This is a genomic window from Agrobacterium sp. CFBP 3001 (assembly GCF_027871605.1).
GTDB classification, from domain to species: Bacteria; Pseudomonadota; Alphaproteobacteria; order Rhizobiales; family Rhizobiaceae; genus Agrobacterium; species Agrobacterium leguminum.
This window is the reverse complement of sequence record NZ_JAQAHD010000015.1, coordinates 102,504-128,921: the sequence shown is the minus strand read 5'-3', so window position 1 is coordinate 128,921 and position 26,418 is coordinate 102,504. Positions and strand designations below refer to the sequence as shown.

The window sequence follows — 26,418 nt, the reverse complement described above, 5'->3', positions numbered from 1 at the left end:
CTGTGCGTCCGAAAACTGTGATGCTTTCATCGTCTTCCGTTCCTTTCCCAGCCAGGAAAATGCACCGGAAAACTCTAACCAAAAACGGTCCAGTTTGAAGGGTTCAGATCAAAACCATGAGGCTGATTGTCCGTTAGGGCGGACAGCTTGTCCGGATTATAGCTTCTTGTGCCGCATATGCCAAACATCTATTTCTGAGGACTACAAAGGAGATACAGCCATGAGCACTATCGAAAATACAGGAACCTTCAAGCTTGGCGATCATACGGTGCGCCGGCTGGGTTATGGCGCGATGCAGCTTGCGGGCAAAGGCGTGTTCGGCCCGCCGCGCGATCGTCGGGAGGCCATCGCCGTTCTGCGCGAGGCTGTGGACAGTGGCGTCAATCACATCGACACCAGCGACTTCTACGGTCCGCATGTCACGAACGAGATCATACGCGAAGCCTTGCATCCCTATGGCAGCAACCTGGTGATTGTGACGAAAGTCGGCGTAGTCAGGGGAGCTGACGCCTCGTGGAACGCGTCATTTTCGCGCGCCGGCCTGACGCAGGCCGTTCATGACAACCTCCGCAATCTTGGGCTCGATGTGCTCGATGTAGTGAACCTCCGCGCCATGTTCGACGTGCATGGTCCCGCCGAAGGCTCGTTGGATGAGCCGCTTCAGTTTCTGGCGGAGTTGAAGCAACAAGGCCTGATCCGGCATATTGGACTGTCTAATGTCACGGCCAAGCAGGTTGAGGAAGCCGGCAAGATCACCGAGATCGTCTGTGTGCAGAACCAGTACAACCTTGCGCATCGCCGGGACGAAGCCTTAATCGACACGCTCGCCTCTCGAGGCGTGGCCTATGTCCCGTTCTTTCCTCTTGGCGGCTTCTCACCGCTGCAATCCTCGACCCTGTCGAGCCTCGCCGCCCGGCTTAACGCCACGCCGATGCAGGTGGCCCTTGCATGGCTTCTCCAACGATCGCCGAATATTCTCCTGATCCCTGGCACTTCATCACGAGTCCATCTACGGGAAAACCTCGCAGCGGCCACGATAGAGCTTCCCTCGGAGGTACTGTCGGAACTGGATAATGTTGCTGCCTAATGCCGTTTGTTTAGATCTGAGGAACCTGTGAAGGTTGATGGTTCAGGGGATGTTCCAGTTCGTCTCAAACAGCTTGCCCATTTCAGCAGTTTTCAATTGTGTGGATCTGGACCGGCGTTATGAGTGAGGGTGGTGGTCTTTCCTGTCGCCCAAAGAAAGCTGCAATCGCACCAATGGCAGTCTGCACCTCGAAAGCGGGTCCTTGATCGATGATGATATCGATCAAGCCCTTTCGCAGCAACTGCCGTCTCTCGTCCGTCAATTCATGGGTGATGAACACTATTTCATTCGCTCGTCCTACAGCATCCACGGCATTCAGGACGGTTGATGCGCCAGCTGACGCATTGTAGATCCCGCGAATGGCGCTGTTGCGCTTCAAGGCGCTAAACACTAAGTCGCCAGCCAGTTCAGCCCGCTCATAGCTTTCAAGCACCTCGGTCACATGACAATCGGGATAGCGTTCGTTTAGCACGGCACGGAAACCGGCCTCACGCTCCTCATGTCCCATCATGCTGAGCATTCCAGAAATCACAATGACGTCTCCACCGTCTCGCCCCAGAAGGCGGCCCATCAGATCGCCGGCAATCCTGCCTGTCTTGACGTTGTCGGGACCAACATAGGCAAAGCGCTCCGAGCCCGCGATGTCAGTGACAAGCGTGATAACCGGCTTGCCCGACGTGCCAAATTCTCTCAATGCTGCAGCAATATCGGGATCCGCTGCGCTGACAATCACCATCCCATCGCATGTCTTGATGAGGCTGCCGATCAGGCCGGCTGTCGCACGAGGCTTTACCGGATCGATATGATGGATTCTAAACTGCAGATTGAACTGCGGAAAATCTCGCGCTGCCGCCTCGAAGTTTGCCTGGACTGAGGCGTGAAACGGGTTTTCGGGACGCTGAAGCAGGACGGCAATCCTGAGGGTTCGTGCGGCCCGCTGATTGAGCGCGCGATCAATCTTGAGCTTTCGAGCCCATTCGATAACGCGTCTTTCCTTCGCGTCGGTGACGCCGCCACGATTGTTAAGAACACGGTCAACGGTGGAAAGCGAAACGTTTGCTGCCTTGGCGATGTCCCTTGCCGTGATCTTTCCCATTCCAGGTGGCCCTATTTTGACGAGATCTCTTCAAGAATAGAATACCGCATCAAGAACCTAACGCTATCATCTTTCTCATTCGAACGTCATGGGCGTTTCGAAAAAGGGAGGTTACAAACATGATTGAGCTCGCCGTCTTTGGCGCAGGCCGTATTGGGCAGGTGCATGCCCTGAACGCGGCTGCTCACCCTTCAGCGCGCCTGAAATACATCGTTGACCCCGTAGCAAGCGAGCATCGCGAGCATCTCGCAATCCAAACCGGAGCCGTGCTGTGCGATCCGGAAGAAGTCTTTGCCGACCCAGATATCACAGGCATCGTCATAGCGAGCTCCACTGATACCCATGCGGAACTGCTTTTGCGGGCGGCGCAGGCAGGCAAAGCCGTGTTCTGTGAAAAACCGGTCAGCCTTGATTTTGCAACCGTGGTAGATGTCACAAGCAAGGTTGAAAACGCCGGTGTGGCCTGCCTACTTGGATTTCAACGCCGATATGATCCGGATTATCGTCTGGTGCGTGACAGGATTGCGAGTGGTCAGGCAGGCCGCTTGGAGCACATCGTCATGCACACCCGCGACCCGTCGCCCCCGCCACGTTTCTACGTCGAGCGGTCGGGTGGCATGTTTCGAGACCAGGCGATCCATGATTTCGACATGGCCCGTTATCTTCTTGGAGAGGAAATCGCAATTGTCTACGCGGTTGGAAAAAGCCTGATCGACCCCGAAATCGAAGCGGCAGGCGATATCGACACGGCAATGATCACACTGACATCGGTTTCTGGTCGCTTCGTTCAGATGATAAATTGCCGGCGTGCGCCATTCGGTTACGATCAGAGGTTGGAGGCCCTGTGCTCGAGCGAGGTGCTCTACGTCGAAAACCGCCCGCAACGGGGCGTCATGATCGCCGACGCCAATGGTTTTCATTCGTCGATACCCATGAACTATTTCATCGAACGTTTTGCGGGTGCCTATCTCGCGGAAATGCACGCCTTCATCGATATGATCGAGAAGGGTACCAAACCCCTCGCCGGGATAAGAGATGGCTTGGAGGCGCAACGCCTTGCCGAGGCCGCGATCGTTTCGATGACAACCGGCTCACCCGTCCACATCAGTTCCGACTGGCATCCTTGAGAAAGGAAGGCAACGACTATGACAACCACCGATCTCCTGCCAGAAGGTGTCAGAATTGCCGTCAGCCCGTTGTCATGGGTAAATGACGTGCTTGAGGATCTCGGACGCGACATATCGCTTGAAACCTGCCTGAACGATGCGGCAGCAATCGGCTACCAAGGCGTAGAGCTGGGTCGCAAGTTCCCCCGAGACGCCGCCGTGCTTCGTCCGCTTCTGGACAGCCGCGACCTGCAACTCGCATCCGGCTGGTATTCCGGCGAACTTGCCGAGCGCGGCGTCGATGCGGAGATGGCAAGCGTCGCCGCCCACGCTGCCCTGCTGCGGGACATGGGCAGCAGTGTGCTTGTCTATGGCGAGGTGGCGATGATGACACCAGGCGCGCCGCTCGATGCGCCGATGTCAAAACGCCTGACCATGCCGGCGGGTGATATCGGCGGTTACGCCGCGAGACTGACAGAGTTCGGCAAGCGGCTTGGCGGAGAATACGGGCTGGTGCTCGCCTATCATCACCACCTGATGATGGTCGCAGAGACCTTCGACGAGATTTCGTCGCTCTTCGACAAGACGGGAGCGGAGGCTGGGCTTCTGCTCGATACCGGCCATGCCGCCGGTGGTGGTTTCGAGTACGCACGGCTGATCGAACGTTTCGGCGATCGCATCAACCACATTCATCTCAAGGATATGCGCACTCCGGTGATGACGGAGGTTCGCAGCCGCGACCTCAGCTTTAACGACGGTGTTCGTGCCGGCATGTTCACTGTTCCTGGCGATGGTAACGTCGATTTCAGTCCGATCGTGCGCTTTGTTCGCGGCGGCTACAAGGGCTGGCTCGTGGTGGAGGCTGAGCAGGATCCCGCCCAAGCGCTGCCGCGTCCTGCCGTCACTCGCGCCTTCCTTCACATGCACGACCTTTTCGCAGCTAGACCAGATTGAAAGGGAGAGAGGCCATGACCCAAAAAAAACTCAATATCGGCCTGATCGGTTCAGGCTTCATGGGCCAGGCCCATGCGGACGCCTACCGTCGTGCTGGCGTGCTGTATCGTGATCTGGCGGCCATCCCGCATCTCTATATGCTCGCCGATGCGAGCGATGAAATGGCTGCCGATGCCGCCGCCCGATATGGTTTCGAGAAAAGCACCGGAGACTGGCGGCAACTGGTTGAGGATCCCAATGTCGACATCGTCGACATCACCTCGCCAAACGTCATGCACCATGAAATGGCGCTTGCAGCGATAGAAGCAGGCAAGCACGTCTACTGCGAAAAGCCACTTTCCGTGACGCTGGCAGAGGCAGAGCAAATGGCTGCAGCTGCCCGAAAGAAAGGCGTCAAGACGATGGTCGCCTTCAACAACATCAAGACACCGGCGGCAATGTTGGCCAAGCAATTGATCGACAGAGGCGATATCGGACAGCCCATGCGCTTTCGCGGCTGGTTCGATCAAGGCTTTTTCAATGATCCCGATTTGCCATTTTCGTGGCGCTGTACGCGTCGCGATGCAGGATCAGGGGCGCTCGGCGATCTCGGCAGCCACGTAATTTCCGTTGCACAATATCTGCTGGGTCCGGTTGAAAGCGTCATCGCCCAAAGTCAGACGTTTTTTCCGACGAGGCCCGTGCCCCGGGGTGGTTCGGGTTACGGTGCAAAGGCGGGCAATGATGCGCCTCGCGCGATGGTCGAGAACGAGGATCAGATCCAGGCGCTGGTCCGCTTCAAATCCGGCGCAGGTGGCACCATTGAGGCATCCCGCGTAGCTGCCGGCAAGGTCTTTGGCGTCTACTGGGAAATATCCGGGACAGAGGGCACAATCATCATGGACGGAGAGCGCTTTAACGAGCTGAAGATATCGCGTTTCAACGACCCAAAGCCTGACCGCGGATTCAAGACGATCCTAGCGGGAAGCCAAGTACCGCAGTTTTCGGCATTTTTCGGCTTTGATTTCGCTGGCGGTGGCCTCGGCTACTTCGACGTCAAGGTTATAGAGGTACGTGACCTGATCGAAGGCATCATGCGCGATGCCGACTGTTACCCAAATTTCGAATTCGGGCTGGCCAACGAACAGATTATTGACGCCATGGAGCGGTCTCTGGCAACGGGCCAGTGGGAACAGACGGCGTCCTGAGCAATCGAGAGGCTTTTTGAGGAGATTTAAGATGACATTTCCAACCGCTCTTCCACCGTCCCGATTGCGAGCACCCCTGGACGCTCCTCCACTGCGCTGGGGCATTTTGGGGACTGGCTGGATAGCGGCAAAGTTCACAGAATCGGTAAAGGCACACACTCGGCAAGTAATCGCGGCCGTGGGTTCGAGATCGGAAGAAACTGCCAAGCGGTTTGCATCTGAGTGGGGTGTCGAGAACGCTTATGGAAGTTACGAGGCGCTCGTTCAAGCACTCGATATCGATATCATCTATGTGGCGACACCACATGGTTGGCACCATGAGCACGTCCTGCTCGCGATCAACGCCGGTAAGCACGTGCTCGTCGAAAAGCCGATGGCGCTGAATCATGCCCAGGCTGCCGAAATGGTCACTGCTGCTCGTAAGAAAGGCGTCTTTTTTGCAGAAGCGCTCTGGACGTATTTCCTGCCGAAATTCGACATTGTCCAGCAGGTCCTTGATGCGGGCGTTATTGGGGACATCAAATCGGTCTACACGGAATATGGCGAGTATCTTCCGCGTGACCACCGCATCTTCAACCCAAAACTGGCAGGCGGGCCGCTGCTTGATCTAGGTACGTATCCAGTGTCGTTAATAAGCAAGCTGCTTGGCGTTCCTTCCAAGGTCGTCGGCGTTGCAAGTCCCGATCCGGCCGGAGTGAATGGGCAGCTGGCTGTAGCCATGATGAATTCCCGGGGCTGCCAGGGGACCATGGCAACGACCCTTTATGGGTTTACGCCAACCGGCGCGACCATGGTCGGCACGGAGGGCTCGATCCGGTTTGTCAACGAGTTCCATTTGCCAGGCGCGTTCGAAGTGTGGTCGCTGGACGGGACTGTCAGGTTGAAATACGCGGAACCTCGTGGCGCGCATTTCGAAGGGCTTTACCATCAGGCTGCTGGGGTCGCTTACAGTATCAGCGACGGCGACCTTGAAAGTCCTTGCAGACCGCTTGATGCATCACTTGACACGATGAAAACACTTGATGCGATCCGTGCAGCGCTCGATATCGACTTCAGGAAAGCAGGGTTGTCTGAATGACCGCAAGACTGGTCCGATAGTCGTTGTAATCTTGCGCGAGATCATGAGCCTGGCGAAACGCGCCGCGGGTATGGCGACGCTCTTTGGACCCCTCCCTTCGCAATCCACTCTGCGGTTCACAGGATCCTCTTAAGCCCCAGCGTCACTTTCCTTCCCGGGCAGCCATTTTGCGGTGCTGTTTCGCGAGAATATCCGAAGGGGTCACGTTTGCCGCGGCCGATATCAGCTTGTTCTTCCAGCCGGACACGACGTCTCCGTCACCATTCATCATCGCATCGTAGCCGATTTGTGCAACGAAGCCGGGATCGTCTTTCTTCTGTTTGCCAACCGCCGTGTCGAGCATGTCCGCGCGCTCGAAAAACGCTGTCTCGGTCGCGCCGGGCATCAGGCACGTGACGGTGACCCCGGTGCCATCCAGCTCTTCGCGAAGTGCGAATGAGAAGGAATTAATGAAGGCTTTTGTCGCGTTATAGACCGCCTGAAAGGTGCCGGGCATGAAACCGGCAATGGAGCCCGTGAGTAGAATCCGGCCGCTGCCGCGCTGGCGCATGCCGCTGCCGATCGCATGCACCAGCGCAACGGTACCGCTGATATTGGTGGCTATCACCCGCTGGACCGCATCCATTTTCTGATCGAGAAAACCGTTGCCCAGCCCCTGTCCCGCGTTCGCAAACAGCAGATCGACCGGCCACTCTTTCGTCGCTATGCGGGAGAGAAGTTTTTCCACGCCTGCCTGTGTCGAAAGGTCGGCTTGCACGGCTTCCACTTCCGTTCCCGCTGCCCGCAACTGTGTCGCCGCCGTTTCGATTTCCGCCTCGTCAGCCACGATGATGAGATTGTAGCCGTCCTGCGCCGCGCATCTTGCCAGTTCGTAACCGATGCCTGAGGAGGCGCCGGTGACGACAGCAAGGCCTTTGATTGATTTTTCCGCAGGCATGATTCTTCTCCTATGGCTTGAGGACGACCTTGATACAGCCGTCGTCGCGGTGGCTGAATGTTTTATAAAGATCAGGACCTTCATCGAGGGTGGCGCGGTGGGTGATGACGAAGGAGGGGTCGATCTCTCCCTTCTCGATCCGACCCATAAGGGTGGGCAGATAGGCCTGCACCGGTGTCTGAGCCATCCGGAATGTCAGGCCGCGATTGATCGCGGAGCCCATCGGGATTTTGTCGAGAAAACCGCCATAGACGCCGACGATCGAGACTGTGCCGAAGTTGCGGCAGCAATAAATAGCCTGCCGCAGCACATGCGGGCGGTCCGTCCCCATGAATGTCGCCACCTTGATACGGTCAAGACGGGAATCCCAGCCGGCGGCCGGATCGGGTTCCGTCCCCACGGCGTCGATGCAGGCGTCTGCGCCCCGGCCATGGGTTAATTCCATGATCTGCTCGTAAATATCATCATCCAGATAATTCAGTGTGAGCGCGCCGGCGGCGGCCGCAAGGGCGATCCGTTCCGGCACGGAATCGATAGCGATGACCCGTTCCGCACCCAACAGGAAGGCGGAGCGGATGGCCGTCTGGCCGACAGGACCGCAGCCCCAGATCGCGATCGTATCGCCGGGCTGGATATTACAGAAATCCGCCGCCATGTAACCGGTCGGGAAAATGTCTGACAGAAACAGGACCTGCTCGTCTGTCAGCCCGTCGGGAACCTTGATAGGCCCGACATCGGCATAGGGAACGCGCATATATTCGGCCTGGCCGCCGCTGAAACCTCCCAGAAGGTGCGTGTAGCCGAACAGCCCGGCGGGGGAGTTTCCCCACATTTCCCGGACCTTATGCGGGTTGGGGTTGCTGCGCTCGCAGCCGGAATAAAACCCTCTTTTGCAGAAGAAACACTCTCCACAGGCAATCGTGAAGGGAACGACAACCCGGTCTCCGACCTTCAGCGTCTTATTGTCCCTACCGACATCGACGACTTCGCCCATAGTCTCGTGGCCCATTATATCGCCACCATGCATGTCGGGCATGATCCCGTTGTAGAGATGAAGATCGGAACCGCAGATTGCGCAGGCGGTCACCTTGATGATCGCGTCGCGGCCGTGCTCGATTTGTGGATCAGGGACGCTCTCACAGCGAATGTCGTGTTTGCCGTGCCAAGTCAGTGCCTTCATGATCGGTGTTCCTTCTGGATCGGTGGAGCAGCGGGTGCGCCGGGTTCACGCCTAACCCGGCCCCATCGTCAAAGTTCCGGGGCTGTTCGAGCGATGGCGGCTGGCGGTGCGCCGTTAGAGAGGGAACAAGCTTGCCGGAGCGAAGTTAGACCGCCTATCTTTCCACGATCCGGAGGCGAGCCTTGACCCAGCCAGTTGAGTACGAAACCAGCAACAGCCTGAACATCGAAGCTGCGACCCCCAAGGTGATCAGGATCATTGTAGACGAGCGCACCGTGCTTGAGGGTGTTTTGAACACCGGCAGCGTTTTGACGGTGCAGACGAAAGATGGCGCCGAGCCACAATCCATCGAACTTGTGATCGAGGACCTCGCACGGTGAAGATTGTGGTTTGCGGCCGGATTACCCCTGCCAGCAAGGAATGGCGTGTGCGGCATCAGGAGGTCATGCGGCTATCCGCCATCTCGACAAGGACCAGAAAAAAGCTCTGCTGCTCGTGGCGGCAGGGACGGGTTATGCCGATGCCGCCGCCATCTGCGGCTGCCGGGTGGGCACCATCAAAAGCCGCGTCAACAGGGCGAGGGAGGCGCTACGTCGAAATCTGAACTGAGTGCGGTCCTTCAACTGCAAACTGTGCCGCATAACCACCGTAGTTTGTGTTATTGATGCTGCCATACTGGTGAAGGAGTTTTCCCTTTACCGGCGGCAGCTCACATGTGTTTGCCGAAAGATTTGCCCGCACTTGGAGCCGTCCCATTTTGAAATGCCAGTCGATTGCAAGGCATTTTGGCTGACATTCGAGCAAAACACCTTTCTCGAAGTGAGAGCAAAGTAGAGGCCAGATGTGCCAGCGCCGTTTTGAAAGCAACGCGGTCATCCTCGCCCTTGCCAGTTTTCCATCGGTAGTTTCAGCCCCTTGCCAGTTCAAAGTCGAAAGCTGCATCGTGTGGGGATCGTTGGGATCACGCACCACCTGCCGGGCATTGGGTGGGAGTTCTCCCTGGAACATTTCCGCCTGTTTAAGCCGATTTTCTATTTCCTGTTCCCGGTCGTCATCCGGATGGTCGGAGAAAAAGAAAAAAGGGTTGGCCGAGCCATGGTCGTCACCCATGAAAATTAACGGCGTCTGTGGGGAAAGGAGTAGAATTGTTTCAAGCGTCTCAAAGAGGGGCAGTGCAATAAGGGCACGAAGCCTTTCACCGCGTAACCTGTTTCCGGCCTGATCATGGTTATGGAGAAAATTCACGAATCGTTGCGGTGGCAGATGGTCACTCGGTTCTCCGCTGCTGCCAAAATCCCGGGAAGGGCGCGGTTCGCCCTGGTAGACAAAACCGGTCGCAAGCGAGCGGCAAAGCTTGTCATAGGGCCGTGCCGCGAAGTCACCATAGATGCCGCCCTTTTCCTTCGTGGTCGCAACATGGACGACGTGGTGAAAGTCATCGTTCCACTGCGCATCAATCAGGACGGTGCCGTCAGCCAAGGGCGTCATTGGCGATGCCGCGTTTCTAGCGTCCTCTATGACCAGATGCACATGCCTGTTTCTTATTGTCCGCTTCACCTCTCGCGCCATCTCGATGAGGAAATCGACCTCTCCGCCGCCGCCAGCGAGATGATCAGCGGCATCGATCCGCAATCCGTCGAAGCGATAGGTCTCGAGCCAGTAGAATGCGTTCTGAAGAAAGAATGACCGAACTTCGGCCCGGTTGAAGTCCGGCGCCGGTCCCCATGGTGTCTCATCCTTCTTGAAAAATGCCGGGGCGTAGGCCTGAAGCGTATTTCCTGCGGGGCCGAAGTGATTGTAGACGACATCCAGCAGCACCATGATACCGTGGCCATGGGCTTGATCAATGAAGGCCTTGAGCTCGTCTGGGGAGCCATAATCCCGTTGGGGTGAAAATTGCAGGACGCCGTCGTAACCCCAGCCGCGACTTCCGGCAAAGGTCGCAAGCGGCATGAGTTCGATCGCGGTAATGCCCACGTCTGCGAGATATTCAAGTTTCTCCGCCGCGGCCGCAAAGGTGCCCTCGGGTGTAAAAGTCCCGACATGGAGCTCATAGACGACTGTTTCGTGCCACGGTCGGCCCTTCCAGTCCGGGTTTTTCCAGGCGAAATCATGGTCGACGATCAGGGAGGGGCCAAGCGGGCCTACCTGTTGCTGATTGGAAGCGGGATCTGCAACCCTCGTCCTGTCGGCCAGCACGAAGCAATAGCGATCGCCGGGGAGGGCGGGTTTTGTGATGTGGTGCCAGCCATCACCAGCCGTGTGCATGTCGAATTCCTCATCGTTCAGCCACAGTTTCACCGCTGCTGAGGCGGGTGCCCAGATGCTGAAATCCGTGTCGCCGGATTGATTGCGCTGCGCGCCCCATTTGCGGTAATTCGCTGCATTCATCATCAAAGCCTCCTGTTGCCAGTGGCCTGACCTGTTGGTGATCCCAGGGTTCCTGCCTGCCGTCTGTCAGCTCTTATCTTTGCAAAAGTCTCGGGCCTAATATCGGCGACAGCACCCGTTTTGGGCCTGTTGTCGCCGACAAGGCTTTCAAAAAGCGCCATATACTGTGCGGCACTCTTGTCCCAGGAAAAATTGGCCCGCATGGCTTGTGCCTGAAGCCGTCTGAAAAGTTCTCGGTCACTATAGGCACTGATGGCACGATCGAGCGCCGCGCGTAGATCGTCCTCATTTGCAGGCTCGAATTGAAAGCCTGTTGCCACGCCCGCCTCAATGGCTGCGTCATTCGCATCGATGATGGTTTCCGCTAGCCCGCCAGTGCGGCTGACTATGGGCAGTGCGCCGTATCGCAGGGCGTAAAGCTGTGTCAGGCCGCAGGGTTCGAACCGTGAAGGCTGGATAATGAAGTCTGAGCCCGCCTGAATCATATGCGCCAGACGCTCATCGTAACCGATATGGGCGCAGACCAGTTCAGGATAACGTTTTGCCAGCGCGCGCAAGCTGTCTTCCAGTGCGGTGTCGCCTTCTCCGTGAATCACCAATCTTCCTTTTCTCGCAATGATAAGTGGAACGACCTGAGGGAGGAGGTCGATGCCCTTTTGCCAGGTCAGACGGCTGACCACACCGAAAACAGGGCCTTGGGTCGGGGCGAGGCCAAGGGCCTGAAGCAAGGCATATTTGTTAAGGCTCCGGCGCGTGGCCGTCGCAGCCGTGAAATTTGTAAGAATGTAGGGGTCTGTTGCCGGGTCCCAGACTTCCTGGTCGACACCGTTGACGATGCCACGCAGGTCCTCGCGCCGCGTGGCAAGCACGCCGTGCATACCCATTCCCATTTCCGGTGTCAGAATTTCTCTTGCGTAAGTGGGGCTTACTGTCGTTACGGCCGACGCGGTCGTCAGGACACCCTTTAAAAACGACAGGTCGCCATAATATTCGAGGCAATCGACGGTACAGAGATGTTGGGGCAACTCAAGCATACCCGCCCGCTCGAGTGGATATTGTCCCTGAAATGCGAGATTGTGAAGGGTGAGGACGGAGGGCACCGTCGCCGCCGACTCCGCGATATAAACGCAGGTCAAGGCCGCGTGCCAGTCATGGGCATGAACAAGATCAGGCTTCCAGTCGTCAATCGCGCCGAGGGCAATTTCCGCCGCCGCCTTGGACAGGACCGCAAAGCGCAGATCATTGTCGGCAAAAGTTTTGCCATTCATGCCATAGGGAGGACCTTCCCTGTCAAACAGGTCTGCCGCTTCAAGAAGCAGAAGCTTGTGACCGTCGGCGTCAAGGGAGTAAACCGATACCGCTTGCTTTAGAATATTGGCGACCAGACACGGCTTCTTGCCGCGGACGAGCGGCGTGAGCCTACGGTAGAGGGGTAGCAATGTACGAACTTCCGCGCCGTGTCTTGCTAGTGCCTCCGGCAGAGCGCCTGCCGCATCGGCCAATCCGCCGGTTTTGACGAATGGAAACATTTCGGCCGTGACGGCAAGAATCCGCATTTGGCGCCTCCAGGGAACGTATTGATCTCAGACTGCGAGGAGCCCGGGAAAAAGGTTGGTGCAACCAGCTCGCCTGCCCGGAACAGGGGGACCCTACCTGTCCTGCTGCTGGCCTTTATGTGTCGTGTCTGTTTTGATGTTGCCTATCGGCCCGTCTGGGTGTTGTCGGAAGAGGAATCTTCTGTGCTCTGACGGCCATTGTCGCCGGGATCGTGATGGCTGCGGTTTTCTTCAGGAATGCAGAGCGTTTTCCTGGTCATGTTACACCTCTCCGGGTACAGGTTCCGTGGAGCGACCCGAACCTTGCTTGTAGAGGTTTGTTCCCGTCCGCCGGCTACGTTTTATCCTGCGCGCAAGTAATTTAGGGATGCACCGAAATGTAGAAACGCCGCAAGCTCCGACGGCGAGGTGCTGGGTCGGGCGACGTCTGCACGGCGTAGAGCAGGGTCGTGTTCCGCGGACACAACAGTGTTGTCCGCTGCCTTAACGATATTGCTGTCGTTCAGGAAAATTCCGGCTACAGGGAAACCTCCAAAGGTAGACGTACGCAAGTGTACAGACGGCGATTGCGACGGCCCTGCGCGCGACAGCCGGGCTCGGGGCCGTTCCGTCAATAGCTCCTCACGAAATATTAAATCTCGGAACTCCCGTGGCGCGGCATGGTTGGTCTAGGGCGCGCCACAGGGTGCGCAAGTGAAAAATCACCATATGAGGAGTGACATATCATGCCAAATCAAGGTGGTACGCACGAACAGCACGTGAAGGCCGGCCAGCAGAGCCACAAGAACAGCGACAAGCGTTCGCAGTCGGCATCGGCCTCCAATAATGACGACAATGGCAAGACCCGCGGTGGCACGCATGAGCAACATGTGAAGGCGGGTCAACAGAGCCACAAAAACTCCTAACGCTGACAGACTGGAAATCCCCGCGCGCGTCGTGGGGATTTCCTTGTTTTATTCCCTGACGGGACAGGACGTTTCATGACCGCTTTCGATGGCCAGTCTGGAACGACCGCCGAGAGTTGAGGAACTGATCATGACGACCGCAGCAGACGTTCTGGTGGAGAGCTTGATCGACTGGAAGGTCGACACGATCTTCGGCCTTCCGGGAGACGGCATCAATGGCGTCATGGAGGCGCTTCGCAAACGTCAGGATGCGATAAGGTTTGTCCAGACCCGACACGAGCAATCCGCCGCCTTCATGGCGACGGCCTATGGCAAATGGACCGGCAGGCTCGGCGTCTGTCTTGCCACTTCGGGTCCCGGTGGCACCAATCTTCTGACCGGTCTTTATGACGCCAAGCTGGACCAAGTTCCTGTCCTCGCAATCACCGGGATGCAATATCACGACCTGATCGAAACTTTCACGCAGCAGGACGTCAACCTGACCCGCGTTTTTGAGGATGTCAGCATTTATAACACCGTCGTCAGCGATGCTGCGCATATGGAAAATGTCGCCAGCCTCGCCTGCCGCACGGCGATCGCGCGGCGTGGCGCATCTCTCGATAGCAAACGACACGCAGGAAAAGCCAGCCGAGGAAGGACGGTCTCTGGTTTCGCGGCGCCCGTCGGTCTTGAGGGCGATGCCGGTTGGCGTTGACCGTGGCAAGGCCCAGTGCGTCATGAAGGCTTGCGGACGGCTTATTGTGCGGATGCGCGAACAGGAGGATGTCGACTGCGACATCGAGGCCGATATCGAGCTTGATAGTGGCATTGCGGTCCCCGTGACGAGTGATCCCGGTGATCCGGCCATCAAAGACAGGTACCTTTCGCCCCGCCAGATCGGCCCGGATGCCGGGTACAAAGGCATCCCCCAACATGATAAAGGGCTACAGCCTTAGCTTGGTTTTGTATCAGGACGTTACGACGACGATGGGGCCAATCCTGTATATCTGAACCTTGAGCGCGGTCCGCAGAAAATTCAGCGCACCCTCTGTATCGGTAACGAAGAGCGTACCGCTGACGATCCGGCGGGCGGTCGCGTCGTCTCCTATGACGATGCGCCCACGAAAGTGCCGTTGTATTTCCTCGATAACGTAGGAAAGCGGCATATTGTCGATGGTAAGCTGGCCTCGGCGCCAGGCAAGAGCAGTAGCGGCATCCGTTTTGCGGATCGTGCTTTCCCCTGTCTCGTTCAGGTGAAGCATTTCTTCACCTTCCCTGAGTTTCACCGGGATGCTTCCCTCAGTCTTGAACTCTACCCTTACGGAATGTTCCGTTACGGCGACACGCGTGTCTGACGCGCTTTGGCGAACATCGAAAGCCGTGCCAAGAGCTGTGACGAGCGTATCCTCTGTGCTGACGGAGAACGGACGACTTTCATCCGGGGCGACCTGGAAGAATGCCTGACCGCGCAGGAGCCGAACCGTCCTTCGGCCGTTGGTGAAATCGAGTGTGATCGCCGACGACGCGTTCAACTGAACCCGCGAACCATCTTCCAGCGTGACTTCCGGCATTTCGTCGGCGCCGGACATAATATCGGCACTCAGACGCATGGCGCCGTCCAGGGCAATGAAGAGTGCTCCGGCCGAAATGATTGCCACGATTGAAGAGATGATCGCGTTGCGCCCACGTGGTGAGGTGTCAACCGGCATATCACGAAGCCCGGCATCGGACCGGATCGCAGTTCTCGCTTCGCCGAGAATGCGCTTCGCAGCCGTGTAGGCCTGACAGTTCTCCGGATCCAGCTCCATCCAGCGACGGAACTCCGCCCGCTCCGTTTCCGGCTGTTCGGGGTCGCGGTTGCGAAAGACCCAGTCGGCTGCCTCTCTGTTTCGCTTGCGCTGATCGCGCGTCAGACGTCTACGTTTCACGGAACGCTCCAATTATGCTCTCCAATGTGTAGACGAATGAACTGCTTGGATTGGGATGTTTACTCCATTTCGAAAAGGCGGTCGAGGCAATGGCTGAGTGCGCGCCTGAGGTGCCGGTCAACCATATTGCGCGAAATTTTCAGCTTCGAAGCGATCTGGTCCGGTGAGAGATGATGCAGCCTGTGCAGCACGAATGCCGCCCGCCGTTTTTCAGGCAGGTCGGCAATGGCTTGTTTGAGGATCGCCAGCCGCGCTTCGACGTCCATCCCTTGGTCGGGAGCGCTGTCCGTCGCCACTACCGCTTTCGCATCTTCATCCGAACCGGAGAAAAGTCGGGACTCGAACTGCTCGCGTCTGATCCGGTCGATCCGCATATTGGATGCGGCGCGGCACAGAAATGCTTTTATAGATCGTTTGCCGGAGAGCGCGTCCGGCTGCAATGCGAGTTTTACGTAGAGGTCGTGAACGATTTCCCGCGCGGCCCCGTCTGACCGGCTGCGTCCGCCCACTGCCTTGATAATGTCGCCGTAATGCTCGACGATCGCCCTGTTTAAGAGGTCGGTTCCGTCACTTTCATTGAGGCTGGCCGTCGACGTCCGCATCGCTTTCCTGATCCTCCGCAAGCTGCAATCTGCGACAACTGAAGGGGGCGAATAAGGAGCGCAAACCGGAGCTCTCCAAGGCCTTCGTCCGACCCAAGTTATCATCCGGCAGCACAGTTTTGACCCATCATCGCCGTAGTGGAATTTCTACTGGTGGGTAAAAAGCGATGCAAGTGCAATGATTTACGGTTTGTGCCGAGAAAAAATCCTTCGCTGCATAAAAGAGGATATTTTTTATCATGTTTATGTCTGGATTCATTACATCTTTTGGCCCTGCGGAGTAAGACCTGGGGATGAGTGAGGCCGGATTGCAATTTACGAAAAAGCCAACCAATGTTGCGAGGCCGCCACACGTCGCAGCTCGCCTCAACCGCGGGACGGGACGGGGACACACATCGGTGTTCCCGAAAGCGGATCCGGCATGATGACGGCGTTGACGCCGAAGACATCGAGAACATTCCTGTCGGTAATGACGGCGCCTGGCGTTCCGGCGTCAAATATCCTGCCATCCCTGATGAGAACAATCTCATCGGCGTAACGGGCAGCCTGATTGAGATCATGGAGCACCGCGACGATGGTGCGACCCCGATCACGAACAAGCTGCCGGATCAAATCGAGTATCTCGATCTGGTGGGCGAGATCGAGGAACGTCGTCGGTTCATCGAGAAGAAGAATGTCCGTTTCCTGGGCGAGCGCCATGGCGATCCATGCGCGTTGTCGCTGGCCGCCTGACAGGGATTCCACCTGTCGGCCGGAGAGCGCCGTCATGTTGGTGAGATCAAGGGCATGGGCGCAGGCATCCTCATCACGGCTGGACCATCGCTCGAAAAGCCTGCGATGCGGATAACGCCCCTGACGGACCAGCTCGGCAACCGTCAATCCTTCAGGGGCCTGAGGCCCTTGCGTCAGGACGCCGATCTGTTTTGCCCGTTCCCGTGATGGCATTTTCCGTGTCGGCCTGCCGTCGAGAAATATCTCTCCTTTCATCGGGGCGAGAAGCCCGGCAAGCGCGCGCAATATCGTGGATTTGCCGCAGCCGTTTTGGCCGACGAGAACGGTGAAGCGTCCGGATGGAATGTTCAGGCTCAGGTCATCGACAATAATGGAGCCGTTATATCCGAGGGAAAGCTCCCGTGTCGCGAGGCGATAGTGTTCAGACATGCCTGCGGCCCTTCAGAAGATAGGCAAAAAATGGAGCGCCCAGCAGGGCAGTGACGATACCGGCCGGCAGCTGCGCCGGCGCGATGACGGTGCGGCCGACAATATCGGCGATCGAGAGTAATAGGCCGCCTGTCAGCCCGGCAACGGGAATGAGGCCAACATGGGAGTGGCCGGCGATCCGCCTTGCAATATGCGGCGCGATCAGTCCGACAAAACCCACCAGCCCGACCATGGCGACGGTCGCTCCCGATATCAATGTACAGAGCAATATCAGGAATGCCCGCATGAGATTGACCCTCTGTCCCAAGCCCGTCGCCACATCGTCGCCGAAACGGATGAGATCCAGTTGCCGGCAGGAGAACCAGCTCAGGGCGAGCGGAGCGGCGAGCCAGATCAGGAGACTTTGGACCTTTGTCCAGTCGGCGCCGTAGACACTGCCCGAAAGCCAGATCATCGCGCGCTGAACATCGACGACATTGCCGAATGCGGTCAGAAAGCTGGTTCCCGCGCCAGCGAGCGCGCTTAAGCCGATGCCGACAAGGATTATCCGCAGAGAGGAGGTTCCGCGTTTCCAGGACAGGGCGTAAACCGCCGTCGCCATGGTGACGGCCCCCGCAAAGCCAGCCCATGGCAGAACGGCTGGCGAAACATTGGCAAAAACGATGATCACTACGCTTGCGAAAAGCGCTGCGCCTGCATTGATGCCCAGAACGCCGGGTTCCGCGAGGGGATTGCGCATGACGGTTTGCGAAATCGTCCCCGCAACGGCGAGGCCTGCGCCCGCAAGCAGAGCCAGAATAGCCCTCGATAACCGGAATTCGATGACAATCATCTGCAGATCGGGTGACGCCGTGCCGATGACCGCATCGGCAACGTCACGCCAGGCAATCGATTGGTCACCCCACATCATTGCAGCAACCACGGCCAGCAGGTTAAGAGTGATCAGAACAGTTATCGCGCGTGTCACGGCTTGCCTGCCCCCGTGCGATAACGTGCCAGCCAGAGGAAAAACGGCGCTCCAATCAGCGCCATCGTGACGCCAACAGGAAAACTCTGGTTGGCGAGGATGATCCGTCCGGCGAGATCGGCGAGAACCACCATGATCGCACCGATGACGGCGCTGAAGGGAATGACCCAACGGTAATCCATGCTGATGGCAAGGCGAACGATGTGCGGCACAACGAGACCGACGAAGCCGACCGGTCCGGCAAGTGCGACGGCGCTGCCGGACAGGAGAATGACGATGACGACCGACAGGCTGCGCCAGAGGGCCGGGTTCTGGCCAAGCGCGGTGGCGACATCGGTTCCAAGGCTCAAGGTCGTCAGATGTCGGGCAAGGACAAGTGATCCGAACAGCCCCGCAAGCGAATAAGGCATGACGGTGATGACCTGATCCATCGTCCGGCCGCTCAAGGAACCGACGGTCCACAGACGCACCGCATCAAGTGTCGTCTGGTCGAAGATCAGAATTGCCGTAGTAAGCGAGGTGAGAAATGTCGCGACCACCGCTCCAGCCAGCACCATGATCAGCGGGGTCGCGCCCACACGCCCGATAGAACCGATGACGAAAACGCAGAACGCGGCAAAAGCTGCGCCGCCAAAGGCATACCAGACCAGCGCGTCGCCCGAAACGCCGATGATCGACAGGCTGGCCACGACTGCGAAAGCGGCGCCGGCATTGATGCCGAGCAGACCCGGCGAAGCCAGAGGGTTTTTCGTCACGGCCTGCATGATTGCGCCTGAGACGGCCAGGCCCGCTCCGGCGATCATGGCCGCTGCGACGCGTGGCAAGCGCAGCAACATCACGACGAGATGATCACGCGAGCCGTCAAAGCGAAAGATTGCAGAGAGCACCGTCGACGGTGAAAGGGGCGTCGGGCCAGCGATTACTGCCAGCATTGCGGAAAACAGCAGGCCAGCGATGGCGAGCAGAAGCAGGACCGCGCAGAAAAATTCCGCGCGGCGAGGATGTATCGGTCTTTCCGCATTCGATAGTCCGCGAAACGATGTCACGGCTTATCCAGCAGATATTGCTCGATGTCATCGAGAACTTTGTTGGCGGAGCCGATGCCGTTGAAGCTCATCCATGTTTCGCGCTTGACCCGGTGGGCGTTTCCGGATGCGACTGCCGGCAACATTTGCCAAAAGGGGTTGCTGGTCGTGCGGTCGGCAAGCGCATCGTCCATGGTTGTGTCATATCTGCCGGCAACGACGTAAAGCAGGATGTTCCCGTCGAGGAGTGCAAGGTCCTCCCATTCGGGCCGTTTGAAGACCGTATTGTCCTCAGTCGTTTCGTACGCACTCCGTTTTACGCCGGCATCACGAAGAACCTCATAAGGCGCATAGGCGGCCGGACCGTCGAGATAGACATGAAAACCGCTGGGCGTCACCCGCAATACCGATACCTTATGGGAAGCGGTCTTCTCTCTGATGGCGGCAACTCGTTTTTCGTAACCGGCCAGCATCGCTGCCGCCTCGTCACTCTTGCCTGAAAGGAGCGCCAATGTGCGGAAATGGTCTTTCCAGCTCTTTGCATCGATGAGCGCGGTCGGCGCAATCTTGGCGAAGTTCTGGTAGGACTGGCCGTGCAGGGCGGCATCCCCTATAATCAGGTCCGGTTTCAGGGCCACGATGCGCTCGAGGCTCGGCTGCCGTGCTTCGCCAATATCGGCGACCGCCGCCTTCTCGGCTTTTTCTTTCAGTTCGTGGTCTTGAACGGACATAAGCGGTGCGCCGACCAAAGGCAGGCCGAGTTCAAGCGCCATTCCAAGATTATAGAAAGGATCGAGCACAACGATCCTGCGGGGCGTGTCCGGCACGCAGATCGGTGCGCCATACACGCCTGTTGTGAGGGACCGGCCCGAACATTGCGCCGAAGCGCCGGAGGCAAAAAGTCCCATCAGCAAGATGAGAAACGACCGCAGGATCATTCACTACTCCAGAAATGGAAGCCTGCGCGGCATGGGAGCCGCGCAGGAAACGCATCAGAATTTGACCTTGAGGTTCAGGCCGACGTTTCGGCGCTCACCGAGCGTGGCGGCAATATTGTTGTCGTTATAGACAAAATATTTCTCGTCCAGAAGGTTCTGCGCAAAGGCGTTGAGTTCCCACCTTTCGGTCTTGTAGCCCGCCTGCAGGTTCACGATCCAACGGCTGTCGAGATAATCGTGCGGCAGGCTGCCCAGACGGGCCAGATAGCTCGAGGTATATTTGGCGTCCGCGCCGATATAGACGCCATTATCGAACGTGTAGCGAGCGCCGAGACCCAGCGACCACTCCGGCGCTTCCGGGAACGGCAGGCCGGACAGATTGCCATAGGTCAGATCGTTGAAATTCTTGAACTCGGTATGGACGTAGCCGAGCGATGCGAAGGTTTCGAGGTTGTCAGTGACCTTGAACGCCGGCTCGAACTCGAAGCCCCATGCTTCCGACGACGCGGCGTTGATGATGCGCCGGCTTAGCAGGTCCGTCGGATCCAGCTGCATCAGAACCTGCTGGTCCGAATATTTGGTCAGGAACACGTTTGAATTGACGGTCAGCCGGTCATCCATGAACGAGCCCTTATAGAAAATCTCGTAGGTCGATGCCTTTTCGGGTTCGTAATTATAGGCCGTGCGCCGATACGAATCGTAGCTCGCCCCCCCTGTCCGGAAGCCTTGGGAATAGGTAACCCCAACCGTCTGTGTGTCAGTCAGCTCTTTCGAAAGGCCAATTTTCGGTACGAAATTGACCTCGCTGAAGGACGCGGCATAGTCCGTCATCACTGTCGTCCTGCCGCCAAGAGGCTGGGTGCGTACCAGATTTTGCGTTATGTCCTGATCCGTGTAGTCCAGCCGGCCGCCGAGGGTAATTTTCCATGTTGGAACGAATTCGTAGGTCGCCTCTCCGAACAGGGCGGCGTTGAACGATTTCTGCGTGTTGCGCTGAACCTGGTTACGCTTGACGGTGGCGGTCAGCGGAATGGTGCGGTCATAGAAATTTTTTTCATCTTCATAGGAAAAATAGACGCCGCCGACCCAGTCCCATTTGTCACCTTCATAATTGAGGCGCACTTCCTGGGAGGCGATCCATTCCTTGTAGTAGCCGTGATAGGTGTCAATCTCGCCCGGAGTTCCGTAATTGACTGAAAGACGATCGGCATCGGAATAGCTGAAGGCCGAAAGTGAGGTCAGCTTTAACTCGTCTGAAAAATCATGTGTTACCTCCAACCCAACATTATGCACATCGGTCGGGCGATATTCTATGTAGGCCGGAATGAGGTAGTCGCCGCGTTTCTGATCGAAGCTGAAGGGGATGGAGCCGGCCGGACCGCCAATGTCGCGAACGGCTGGGTTGTCATGTGAAAACGAGTAGCTGAGAAGCGCGCGCGTCTCCGGCATCTCCGCCGGTTCAAACAGGACCTTGCCCCGGACCTGATAATAAAAGTCGTGCGTGAACTCGTTGTAGTTCTCATAACGCTCGAAGGTCGGGTAATTGATATCGTTCTTGCTGCGCTGGATCTCACCAGACATGCGAATGGCGATCTGATCGTCCACCAGCGGCGTATTGAACATGAAGCCGGTGCCGTAAAGATTGCCGGTGGCGATTGTGGTCGAGAGCTCCGCCTCTTTTTCGAAGGTGGGATCCTTGGTCTTTATGTAAATGGCGCCGGCCATGGCAGCGCGGCCCGACAGGGTGGACTGCGGGCCGCGATAGACTTCGACCTGCTCCACGTCAAACAGCCCGCGTGCCCCGCGGCGTGCCCCACGCACCGTCTGCTGGACGCCGTCGATGTAAAGTGTCGCCAGAGGCGCGCCGCCGGGAACAAGACCTTCCGAGCTGACACCACGAATGATGAAGCCGGCATCGGCCCAGTCGCCGTCCATGACGTTTGCCATGCGACGGAAGCTATCGCGGAAACTTCTGATCTGACCGTCGGCGATCTGTTCTGCGTTGACGATGCCGATGCTCGAGGATGCGCTTGCAAGCGTAGTGGCGTTGCGTGAACCGTAAATCGTTATGGCCTGCAACTGAGTCGTGCCGTCGGCACCGACGGCTGCGGCATCTGCAGGAGCCGCCGCAAGGCTGAGGGCGATCTGGTTCTGGCCGGCAAACCGCGACTGGACACCGGTCCCTGCAAGCACTGAGCTGAGCGCCTGGGAAGGTGTGAGATTGCCGCTGGCGCCGTTAGACGTTTTGCCATTCGCAATCGAACCGTCAAAGATGATCTGCAGGCCGGTTTGCGTGGCGAGCTGATTGAGCGCGGAGGTAAGCGGCCCGGCGGCAATCGAAATCTGTCGCGGCGAGGCGCTTGCCTGTTCGGTGCCTTGCGCTGCGGCCGGCACATGCATCGCCAGAGCAGAAACCGACGTTGCGAGCAGCATCGCCACCCATCCAGCCAGACCGGTTCGAGCCGTTCTGCCGTTAATTCCCTTGCATTCCATTGAAGCCCCCGCTCCCGCGCACTTGATAAGCGTTTCAGACAAAAGGCGGCAATATCCGCCCACTCATGCTGAAGACGAACAGGGAAGGGACTATGGGACTCTCAAGTCGAAATAAATTTATGAAAAATAATAATTCTACTTCAGGCAGAAATGGGCACGCATTTCCTGTAGCAGACAGGCGTCCCGTTCATCGCTCGACTTCAATACGCAGGTCGGGCACTTTTCCGCACCTTTAACGGTATAGTACCGGCAGCATCCGCCACGCGCGCGAAACGTGTAGGTGAATGGTTCCTTCAATGCGCTGTCGTGCAGGGTGAGGTCAAAATACCCCAGCTGGCGGTTGTTCAGCGGCGATCCTTGTACCTTGACGATCGCCATTGCTGTTGCAATTGCATCGGCGAGACAGCCGAACCGTCTTCCAACGTCGAGAAATCTGCCGGCGATGGCGTCTCCCACCAGCCGCCACTGCGCATTCTTCGAAAAGCCGGTTCTTTTTGCCAATGCTTCCACCAGCGGATGGAAATGTTGCTCGACGCCCATCCTGAAATGCTCGCACAGGCCTGCGTGGTCCGTGACCGTCGAATGCGGCCCGTCATCCCGATCCGCAAAAATCTGCGGCGACAACAGCCTCACGCGGGCACGCCGCACTGTCATCGGCTCCCCGTCATGCTCGCCATGATGGGTATAGAACTGCAGCGAAAAGGCATCAGGCGACATATCAGGCACGATGCCGCGGCTAACCAGCAACGGCACGGTGGCCATGAAGAAGATGTAGCAATAGTCGCTCATCAGAAATGCGGCGCGGCTTTTGAGATCTACGCCGGGATCGAACGATGCCTCATAATCCAGGAATTCCTGCAATGCCGAAGGGCTGGAAAACAACTCGGCAGCGGTTGTCCAGCCGGGAAGCATCGCGCCGGTGCTGCACGGCACTTCAGGCCACATGGACTGCTGGAGAACGGTCGCTTCCGTCAGAATATCGCTGGCTTCGGGGACGCCGGCAGTTTCATGATGTCTCATCGTCTGCCGCATCCATCAGGTTCGCATCTCAAATCAGGCTCATGCCTCTCTCGCTGAAATAGCCCTTGCCTGCATCGCATCGGTTTGCCAAAGCTGGCCCAGTTTGCCGATGAAGTGCGCAAACGCTTGCGGGGCAAGCATATGCGACCCTTCGATCCGATGCATGGTGACACCGAGAAACGGAACATGCGAATTTCCTCTCGTAGTTTAGACGAACAGGATCGGCTCTTTAGGACTTTGTCATGAAAAATATTTTGATGGACACCGGTGTTGGGGCGCTGACGTTTAGTGTTGATCGTCGCTGCCGAAAACCGTGATGACTGTTTTAGTGGAAGGGGAGAATGATGATGATCTCGATTGTCAATTCTGCGATAGAAGCAAAAGAGCTTCTTCCGAAAAGAGATGCGCAAAAGTGGATGGTATGACCGACTTTGAAAATGTTTGATAAGGGTGAGGCCGACGCAGGTATTGTCGTTGCAATCCCTGTCTCCGAAATTCTTGCGGTTTACGATGCGGCTGCGCTTCTCAATGACGTCGAGTGGGCCCAAGCGCAGCGTTTCCATAAGTTGGAGGATAGTCGCCGTTTTCAAGGAGCGCATGTCCTCAAGCGCTTACTGGTCGGTGCGGCCGTCGGAATGGAAACCGCAGACCTTCATTTTTCGCGCGCAGCGGGTGGCAAGCCTTTCCTGGTAAACGCCGGCCCTCTGGATTTTAATCTCTCGCATGGCGGCAACTGGGTTGTCGTAGCGTTTTCGCGGTCGGGTCGTATTGGTGTTGATGTCGAATCCGAGAGGGAGGAAGATTTCTGGAAGGAAATTACCTCAGCTTTCCACGCGCCAATGGATGCGAAAAACGTCGGATTTTTGAAGATGTGGACCGCGAAGGAGGCCGCTGTCAAAGCCAATGGGGCAGGTCTCGTGATTCCGCTCTCGGAGGTTGTGATCGACACAGAAGATTCCGAGACCTTTATCGCGGCACTTCCGATTGAACGTTTATATGGACGATGGCGTCAACTTGATGCGACTCATGTTCTGGCCGTGGCTACTGAAAAGAATCCACCCGCGATTTGTGTATGTACCAGCGTCAGCATCTTAAAGCGTATTTTGGAGGTGATTTGAATTTCGTATCTCCTGTTCCCGGCATCTAAGCCGAAGTCAGGCAGAAATTCCACTTCTTCCTCCGTTCAAATTTCCCGAGCCAGCTCTGTTCAGCAGACCGACGTTTTTCTGAGCGCTTCCGACCAGACTGCATAGCCTGCTGCATTCAGATGAACCAGATCTGGCAAATAATAACGGAACATCGGCAGACCATTTTCACCGATGAGGCCGGCGTTCGGATCAAGCCATGTCGTGCGTTCGCGACCGTTGCACCAGTCGCGCGCCGTCTGGTTGAAAAGATCGAATTCATGGCGGTAAATCCAGCGCGCCGGACTGTGCTTGATCGCCAGAATAAACACGTCCGCCTGCGGGAGCGCTCGAGAGATGCTGTCGCGCAAATCCTGCAGGTGCCGAAACGTCGTCTGAGCCTTGAGGCCGTCGCTGGCAATATCGTTTTCGCCGAAATAAAGCACCACTCTGCCTGGCTTTAAGGGAACCAGGAGCTGGTGCAGGTAGTGGCTGGCGGAGAGGTAAGTGCCGCCGCCAAATCCCAGATTGACGATATCCAGCGAGCCGAGATCCTCGGTGACGGAGCTCCAGATTCGAAACGAGGATGAGCCATAAAAGGCGATCGGATTGTCTGGAAGGCCGATGCGCTGAAGGCGGGCCAGAATGGCAATGATATCGTTTTCGTGACGGCTGGTGCCGATATTGGCCGGGAAGTCGTACATGACGGTCCTAAAAACATGTGAACTGAAAGGCGGATGCCGCCATTTCGGCATCCCGCGGTCGGCTGAGGTTACGAAAGCGCTTGGTGCAGGACGGTCAGGGCCCCTTTCGTCAGGACGTCGTCCGCGCCAATCGATGTCCTGAGGCCGAATACATCCGCGGCAACCAGATAGAGATCGTTCAGCCCGTCATTGCCGACGATAGCTGCCTCGTCTCCTTCCGCATACCATCCCGCCTCACGGGCCTGCCTAAACTCCTGCCCGATGACCAGTCCCCGAACATAGGAGCGCAGCTGATCCGGCGAAAGCCGGCCGGCAAGCCCGCCGGTTCGCGCCGAAAACATGAGCGACAGCATGGCGGCGGATCGTTTTGCCTCTTTCAGACCCCAGCGATAGGCCTCCGGATCGTCGACCGGCGGCTGCGTGGAGCCGCGCGCGATGAAGGAATGATTGATGAGCAGGTTGAAGATTTCACCGGTCACGAATGTCTGGAAGCCGTCAATCCGCCCCGCCTTCACCCGCGCCCATTTGCTGTGGGTTCCGGGGATGATGAGGGTGGCGTTTTCGCCAAGGCCGTGGCCGACGATCTGGGTTTCTTCGCCGCGCATCACATCCGGAAAGGGCTGGCGGGCGGGGTCGTTGAGACCCGGCAGGAAGACGAGATCCGAGCCATTCGGCAGCGACCTGCGCACCGTGCCGGCGGCAAGTTCCGCCGGGCCTGCCGGGCACGGCACGTAAGCGACTTCAACCCAGCCGTTGCGGCTGGTGATCATGCCGAGGGCCGCGACGGGCAAGGCACCGTGGTGCGAGAACCACGGGGTGAGTGCCGCCATCAGGGCCGCCTCATGCTCACCCTTGCCAAGGCTCGAAATACCGTCGGCGGTTTCCAGATGATCGAATTCTTCGCCGCCTTCACCGACAAGCGCCGCCCTCAGTGATGTTGTTCCCCAATCAACGATGATCGATGTCGCTGTTGCAGCCATGTCTTGAACCTCCTCGTTCA

The 26,418-nt window shown here is 57.5% G+C and carries 23 protein-coding genes and 3 pseudogenes; 10 read left to right on the top strand and 16 right to left on the bottom strand.

What is annotated here, in order from left to right:
• The first annotated feature begins 220 nt into the window (after positions 1–220).
• Positions 221–1,087: an aldo/keto reductase family oxidoreductase gene (locus tag PH605_RS18520; RefSeq protein WP_142845673.1), complete on the top strand. Its 867-nt coding sequence runs from the start codon at positions 221–223 to the stop codon at positions 1,085–1,087.
• Between the two features lie 82 nt (positions 1,088–1,169).
• Here the strand turns inward: PH605_RS18520 and PH605_RS18515 are convergent, their stop codons facing one another.
• On the bottom strand, positions 1,170–2,183 hold the full coding sequence (locus PH605_RS18515; protein WP_142845672.1) for a LacI family DNA-binding transcriptional regulator: 1,014 nt from the start codon (positions 2,181–2,183) through the stop codon (positions 1,170–1,172).
• A gap of 119 nt (positions 2,184–2,302) precedes the next feature.
• Here PH605_RS18515 and iolG point away from each other — a divergent pair, with 119 nt between their 5' ends.
• Genes iolG through PH605_RS18495 form a run of 4 tightly spaced genes read left to right on the top strand, consistent with a single transcriptional unit; the run spans position 2,303 to position 6,508 of the window.
• Positions 2,303–3,310 carry an inositol 2-dehydrogenase gene (gene iolG, locus PH605_RS18510; protein ID WP_142845671.1) on the top strand — a complete coding sequence of 336 codons (1,008 nt, stop codon included), beginning with the start codon at positions 2,303–2,305 and terminating at the stop codon, positions 3,308–3,310.
• Between the two features lie 18 nt (positions 3,311–3,328).
• Entirely contained in the window at positions 3,329–4,243 is a 915-nt protein-coding gene (iolE, locus tag PH605_RS18505) for a myo-inosose-2 dehydratase (RefSeq protein WP_080857746.1), read from the top strand.
• Positions 4,244–4,257: 14 nt separating this feature from the next.
• Positions 4,258–5,430, top strand: coding sequence for a Gfo/Idh/MocA family protein (locus PH605_RS18500; protein ID WP_125146499.1), 1,173 nt, complete (start codon positions 4,258–4,260; stop codon positions 5,428–5,430).
• A gap of 31 nt (positions 5,431–5,461) precedes the next feature.
• Positions 5,462–6,508 carry a Gfo/Idh/MocA family protein gene (locus PH605_RS18495; RefSeq protein WP_205125163.1) on the top strand — a complete coding sequence of 349 codons (1,047 nt, stop codon included), beginning with the start codon at positions 5,462–5,464 and terminating at the stop codon, positions 6,506–6,508.
• Positions 6,509–6,650: 142 nt separating this feature from the next.
• Here the strand turns inward: PH605_RS18495 and PH605_RS18490 are convergent, their stop codons facing one another.
• Together PH605_RS18490 and PH605_RS18485 are read right to left on the bottom strand one after the other, a co-directional pair.
• Positions 6,651–7,445 carry an SDR family NAD(P)-dependent oxidoreductase gene (locus tag PH605_RS18490; RefSeq protein ID WP_080857749.1) on the bottom strand — a complete coding sequence of 265 codons (795 nt, stop codon included), beginning with the start codon at positions 7,443–7,445 and terminating at the stop codon, positions 6,651–6,653.
• A 10-nt stretch (positions 7,446–7,455) separates the two neighbouring features.
• The gene (locus tag PH605_RS18485) at positions 7,456–8,625 is read right to left on the bottom strand and encodes a zinc-dependent alcohol dehydrogenase (RefSeq protein WP_142845670.1); all 1,170 of its coding nucleotides are present in this window, start codon (positions 8,623–8,625) and stop codon (positions 7,456–7,458) included.
• A 182-nt stretch (positions 8,626–8,807) separates the two neighbouring features.
• Between PH605_RS18485 and PH605_RS18480 the strand changes: the two genes are divergently transcribed.
• Together PH605_RS18480 and PH605_RS18475 are read left to right on the top strand one after the other, a co-directional pair.
• Positions 8,808–9,005 carry a hypothetical protein gene (locus PH605_RS18480; protein WP_065654892.1) on the top strand — a complete coding sequence of 66 codons (198 nt, stop codon included), beginning with the start codon at positions 8,808–8,810 and terminating at the stop codon, positions 9,003–9,005.
• Positions 9,006–9,028: 23 nt separating this feature from the next.
• Positions 9,029–9,234, top strand: a pseudogene (locus tag PH605_RS18475) (sigma factor-like helix-turn-helix DNA-binding protein); the annotation flags it as partial.
• On the opposite strand, the gene treZ reads toward PH605_RS18475, so the two are convergent.
• Positions 9,214–11,019: a malto-oligosyltrehalose trehalohydrolase gene (gene treZ, locus PH605_RS18470; protein ID WP_237680936.1), complete on the bottom strand. Its 1,806-nt coding sequence runs from the start codon at positions 11,017–11,019 to the stop codon at positions 9,214–9,216. The pseudogene PH605_RS18475 and the gene treZ sit on opposite strands and share 21 nt — an antisense overlap.
• A complete protein-coding gene (gene glgA / locus PH605_RS18465) occupies positions 11,019–12,572 on the bottom strand; it encodes a glycogen synthase GlgA (protein ID WP_142845669.1) in 1,554 nt (517 codons plus the stop codon). The genes treZ and glgA overlap by 1 nt, the downstream gene beginning before the upstream one ends.
• Positions 12,573–13,297: 725 nt before the next feature.
• Between glgA and PH605_RS18460 the strand changes: the two genes are divergently transcribed.
• Both PH605_RS18460 and PH605_RS18455 read left to right on the top strand, forming a co-directional pair.
• Positions 13,298–13,477, top strand: a complete 180-nt coding sequence (locus PH605_RS18460) for a hypothetical protein (protein ID WP_065654894.1) — start codon at positions 13,298–13,300, stop codon at positions 13,475–13,477.
• A 130-nt stretch (positions 13,478–13,607) separates the two neighbouring features.
• A pseudogene (locus PH605_RS18455) lies at positions 13,608–14,109 on the top strand (thiamine pyrophosphate-binding protein); the annotation flags it as partial.
• 14 nt (positions 14,110–14,123) lie between these two features.
• Here PH605_RS18455 and PH605_RS18450 read toward each other — a convergent pair.
• From PH605_RS18450 to PH605_RS18410, 9 genes and pseudogenes are all read right to left on the bottom strand, one after another.
• Positions 14,124–14,370: pseudogene (locus PH605_RS18450) on the bottom strand (NAD(P)/FAD-dependent oxidoreductase); the annotation flags it as partial.
• A gap of 54 nt (positions 14,371–14,424) precedes the next feature.
• Positions 14,425–15,396, bottom strand: a complete 972-nt coding sequence (locus PH605_RS18445; protein ID WP_142845667.1) for a FecR family protein — start codon at positions 15,394–15,396, stop codon at positions 14,425–14,427.
• A gap of 47 nt (positions 15,397–15,443) precedes the next feature.
• Positions 15,444–15,986 carry an RNA polymerase sigma factor gene (locus tag PH605_RS18440; protein ID WP_078052914.1) on the bottom strand — a complete coding sequence of 181 codons (543 nt, stop codon included), beginning with the start codon at positions 15,984–15,986 and terminating at the stop codon, positions 15,444–15,446.
• Between the two features lie 366 nt (positions 15,987–16,352).
• Positions 16,353–17,147, bottom strand: coding sequence for an ABC transporter ATP-binding protein (locus PH605_RS18435; RefSeq protein WP_142845666.1), 795 nt, complete (start codon positions 17,145–17,147; stop codon positions 16,353–16,355).
• Positions 17,140–18,114, bottom strand: a complete 975-nt coding sequence (locus tag PH605_RS18430) for a FecCD family ABC transporter permease (protein WP_142845665.1) — start codon at positions 18,112–18,114, stop codon at positions 17,140–17,142. Before PH605_RS18430 ends, PH605_RS18435 begins: the two co-directional genes overlap by 8 nt.
• On the bottom strand, positions 18,111–19,160 hold the full coding sequence (locus tag PH605_RS18425; RefSeq protein WP_142845664.1) for a FecCD family ABC transporter permease: 1,050 nt from the start codon (positions 19,158–19,160) through the stop codon (positions 18,111–18,113). Before PH605_RS18425 ends, PH605_RS18430 begins: the two co-directional genes overlap by 4 nt.
• Positions 19,157–20,077, bottom strand: coding sequence for an iron-siderophore ABC transporter substrate-binding protein (locus tag PH605_RS18420; RefSeq protein ID WP_142845663.1), 921 nt, complete (start codon positions 20,075–20,077; stop codon positions 19,157–19,159). Before PH605_RS18420 ends, PH605_RS18425 begins: the two co-directional genes overlap by 4 nt.
• Before the next feature lie 54 nt (positions 20,078–20,131).
• Positions 20,132–22,510, bottom strand: coding sequence for a TonB-dependent receptor domain-containing protein (locus PH605_RS18415; protein ID WP_237680935.1), 2,379 nt, complete (start codon positions 22,508–22,510; stop codon positions 20,132–20,134).
• Positions 22,511–22,705: 195 nt separating this feature from the next.
• Positions 22,706–23,515: a ferric iron reductase gene (locus tag PH605_RS18410; RefSeq protein ID WP_271040156.1), complete on the bottom strand. Its 810-nt coding sequence runs from the start codon at positions 23,513–23,515 to the stop codon at positions 22,706–22,708.
• A gap of 512 nt (positions 23,516–24,027) precedes the next feature.
• Here PH605_RS18410 and PH605_RS18405 point away from each other — a divergent pair.
• Positions 24,028–24,708, top strand: coding sequence for a 4'-phosphopantetheinyl transferase family protein (locus PH605_RS18405; protein WP_142845660.1), 681 nt, complete (start codon positions 24,028–24,030; stop codon positions 24,706–24,708).
• Positions 24,709–24,797: 89 nt separating this feature from the next.
• Here PH605_RS18405 and PH605_RS18400 read toward each other — a convergent pair whose 3' ends face one another.
• Positions 24,798–25,418, bottom strand: a complete 621-nt coding sequence (locus PH605_RS18400) for a GDSL-type esterase/lipase family protein (protein ID WP_142845659.1) — start codon at positions 25,416–25,418, stop codon at positions 24,798–24,800.
• A 68-nt stretch (positions 25,419–25,486) separates the two neighbouring features.
• The gene (locus PH605_RS18395; RefSeq protein WP_142845658.1) at positions 25,487–26,398 is read right to left on the bottom strand and encodes a 2-dehydro-3-deoxygalactonokinase; all 912 of its coding nucleotides are present in this window, start codon (positions 26,396–26,398) and stop codon (positions 25,487–25,489) included.
• Between the last annotated feature and the right edge of the window lie 20 nt (positions 26,399–26,418).

Bases quoted from the DNA above. Each gene is read 5' to 3' on its own strand.
- iolG (WP_142845671.1), top strand. From the start codon at position 2,303: ATGATTGAGCTCGCCGTCTTTGGCGCAGGCCGTATTGGGCAGGTGCAT.
- PH605_RS18405 (WP_142845660.1), top strand. From the start codon at position 24,028: ATGTTTGATAAGGGTGAGGCCGACGCAGGTATTGTCGTTGCAATCCCT.
- PH605_RS18420 (WP_142845663.1), bottom strand. From the start codon at position 20,077: ATGATCCTGCGGTCGTTTCTCATCTTGCTGATGGGACTTTTTGCCTCC.
- PH605_RS18415 (WP_237680935.1), bottom strand. From the start codon at position 22,510: ATGCTGCTCGCAACGTCGGTTTCTGCTCTGGCGATGCATGTGCCGGCC.
- PH605_RS18515 (WP_142845672.1), bottom strand. From the start codon at position 2,183: ATGGGAAAGATCACGGCAAGGGACATCGCCAAGGCAGCAAACGTTTCG.
- PH605_RS18490 (WP_080857749.1), bottom strand. From the start codon at position 7,445: ATGCCTGCGGAAAAATCAATCAAAGGCCTTGCTGTCGTCACCGGCGCC.
- PH605_RS18440 (WP_078052914.1), bottom strand. From the start codon at position 15,986: ATGCGGACGTCGACGGCCAGCCTCAATGAAAGTGACGGAACCGACCTC.
- PH605_RS18500 (WP_125146499.1), top strand. From the start codon at position 4,258: ATGACCCAAAAAAAACTCAATATCGGCCTGATCGGTTCAGGCTTCATG.
- PH605_RS18410 (WP_271040156.1), bottom strand. From the start codon at position 23,515: ATGTGGCCTGAAGTGCCGTGCAGCACCGGCGCGATGCTTCCCGGCTGG.
- PH605_RS18400 (WP_142845659.1), bottom strand. From the start codon at position 25,418: ATGTACGACTTCCCGGCCAATATCGGCACCAGCCGTCACGAAAACGAT.
- PH605_RS18435 (WP_142845666.1), bottom strand. From the start codon at position 17,147: ATGTCTGAACACTATCGCCTCGCGACACGGGAGCTTTCCCTCGGATAT.
- glgA (WP_142845669.1), bottom strand. From the start codon at position 12,572: ATGCGGATTCTTGCCGTCACGGCCGAAATGTTTCCATTCGTCAAAACC.
- PH605_RS18460 (WP_065654894.1), top strand. From the start codon at position 13,298: ATGCCAAATCAAGGTGGTACGCACGAACAGCACGTGAAGGCCGGCCAG.
- PH605_RS18395 (WP_142845658.1), bottom strand. From the start codon at position 26,398: ATGGCTGCAACAGCGACATCGATCATCGTTGATTGGGGAACAACATCA.
- PH605_RS18495 (WP_205125163.1), top strand. From the start codon at position 5,462: ATGACATTTCCAACCGCTCTTCCACCGTCCCGATTGCGAGCACCCCTG.
- PH605_RS18520 (WP_142845673.1), top strand. From the start codon at position 221: ATGAGCACTATCGAAAATACAGGAACCTTCAAGCTTGGCGATCATACG.
- treZ (WP_237680936.1), bottom strand. From the start codon at position 11,019: ATGATGAATGCAGCGAATTACCGCAAATGGGGCGCGCAGCGCAATCAA.
- PH605_RS18485 (WP_142845670.1), bottom strand. From the start codon at position 8,625: ATGAAGGCACTGACTTGGCACGGCAAACACGACATTCGCTGTGAGAGC.
- iolE (WP_080857746.1), top strand. From the start codon at position 3,329: ATGACAACCACCGATCTCCTGCCAGAAGGTGTCAGAATTGCCGTCAGC.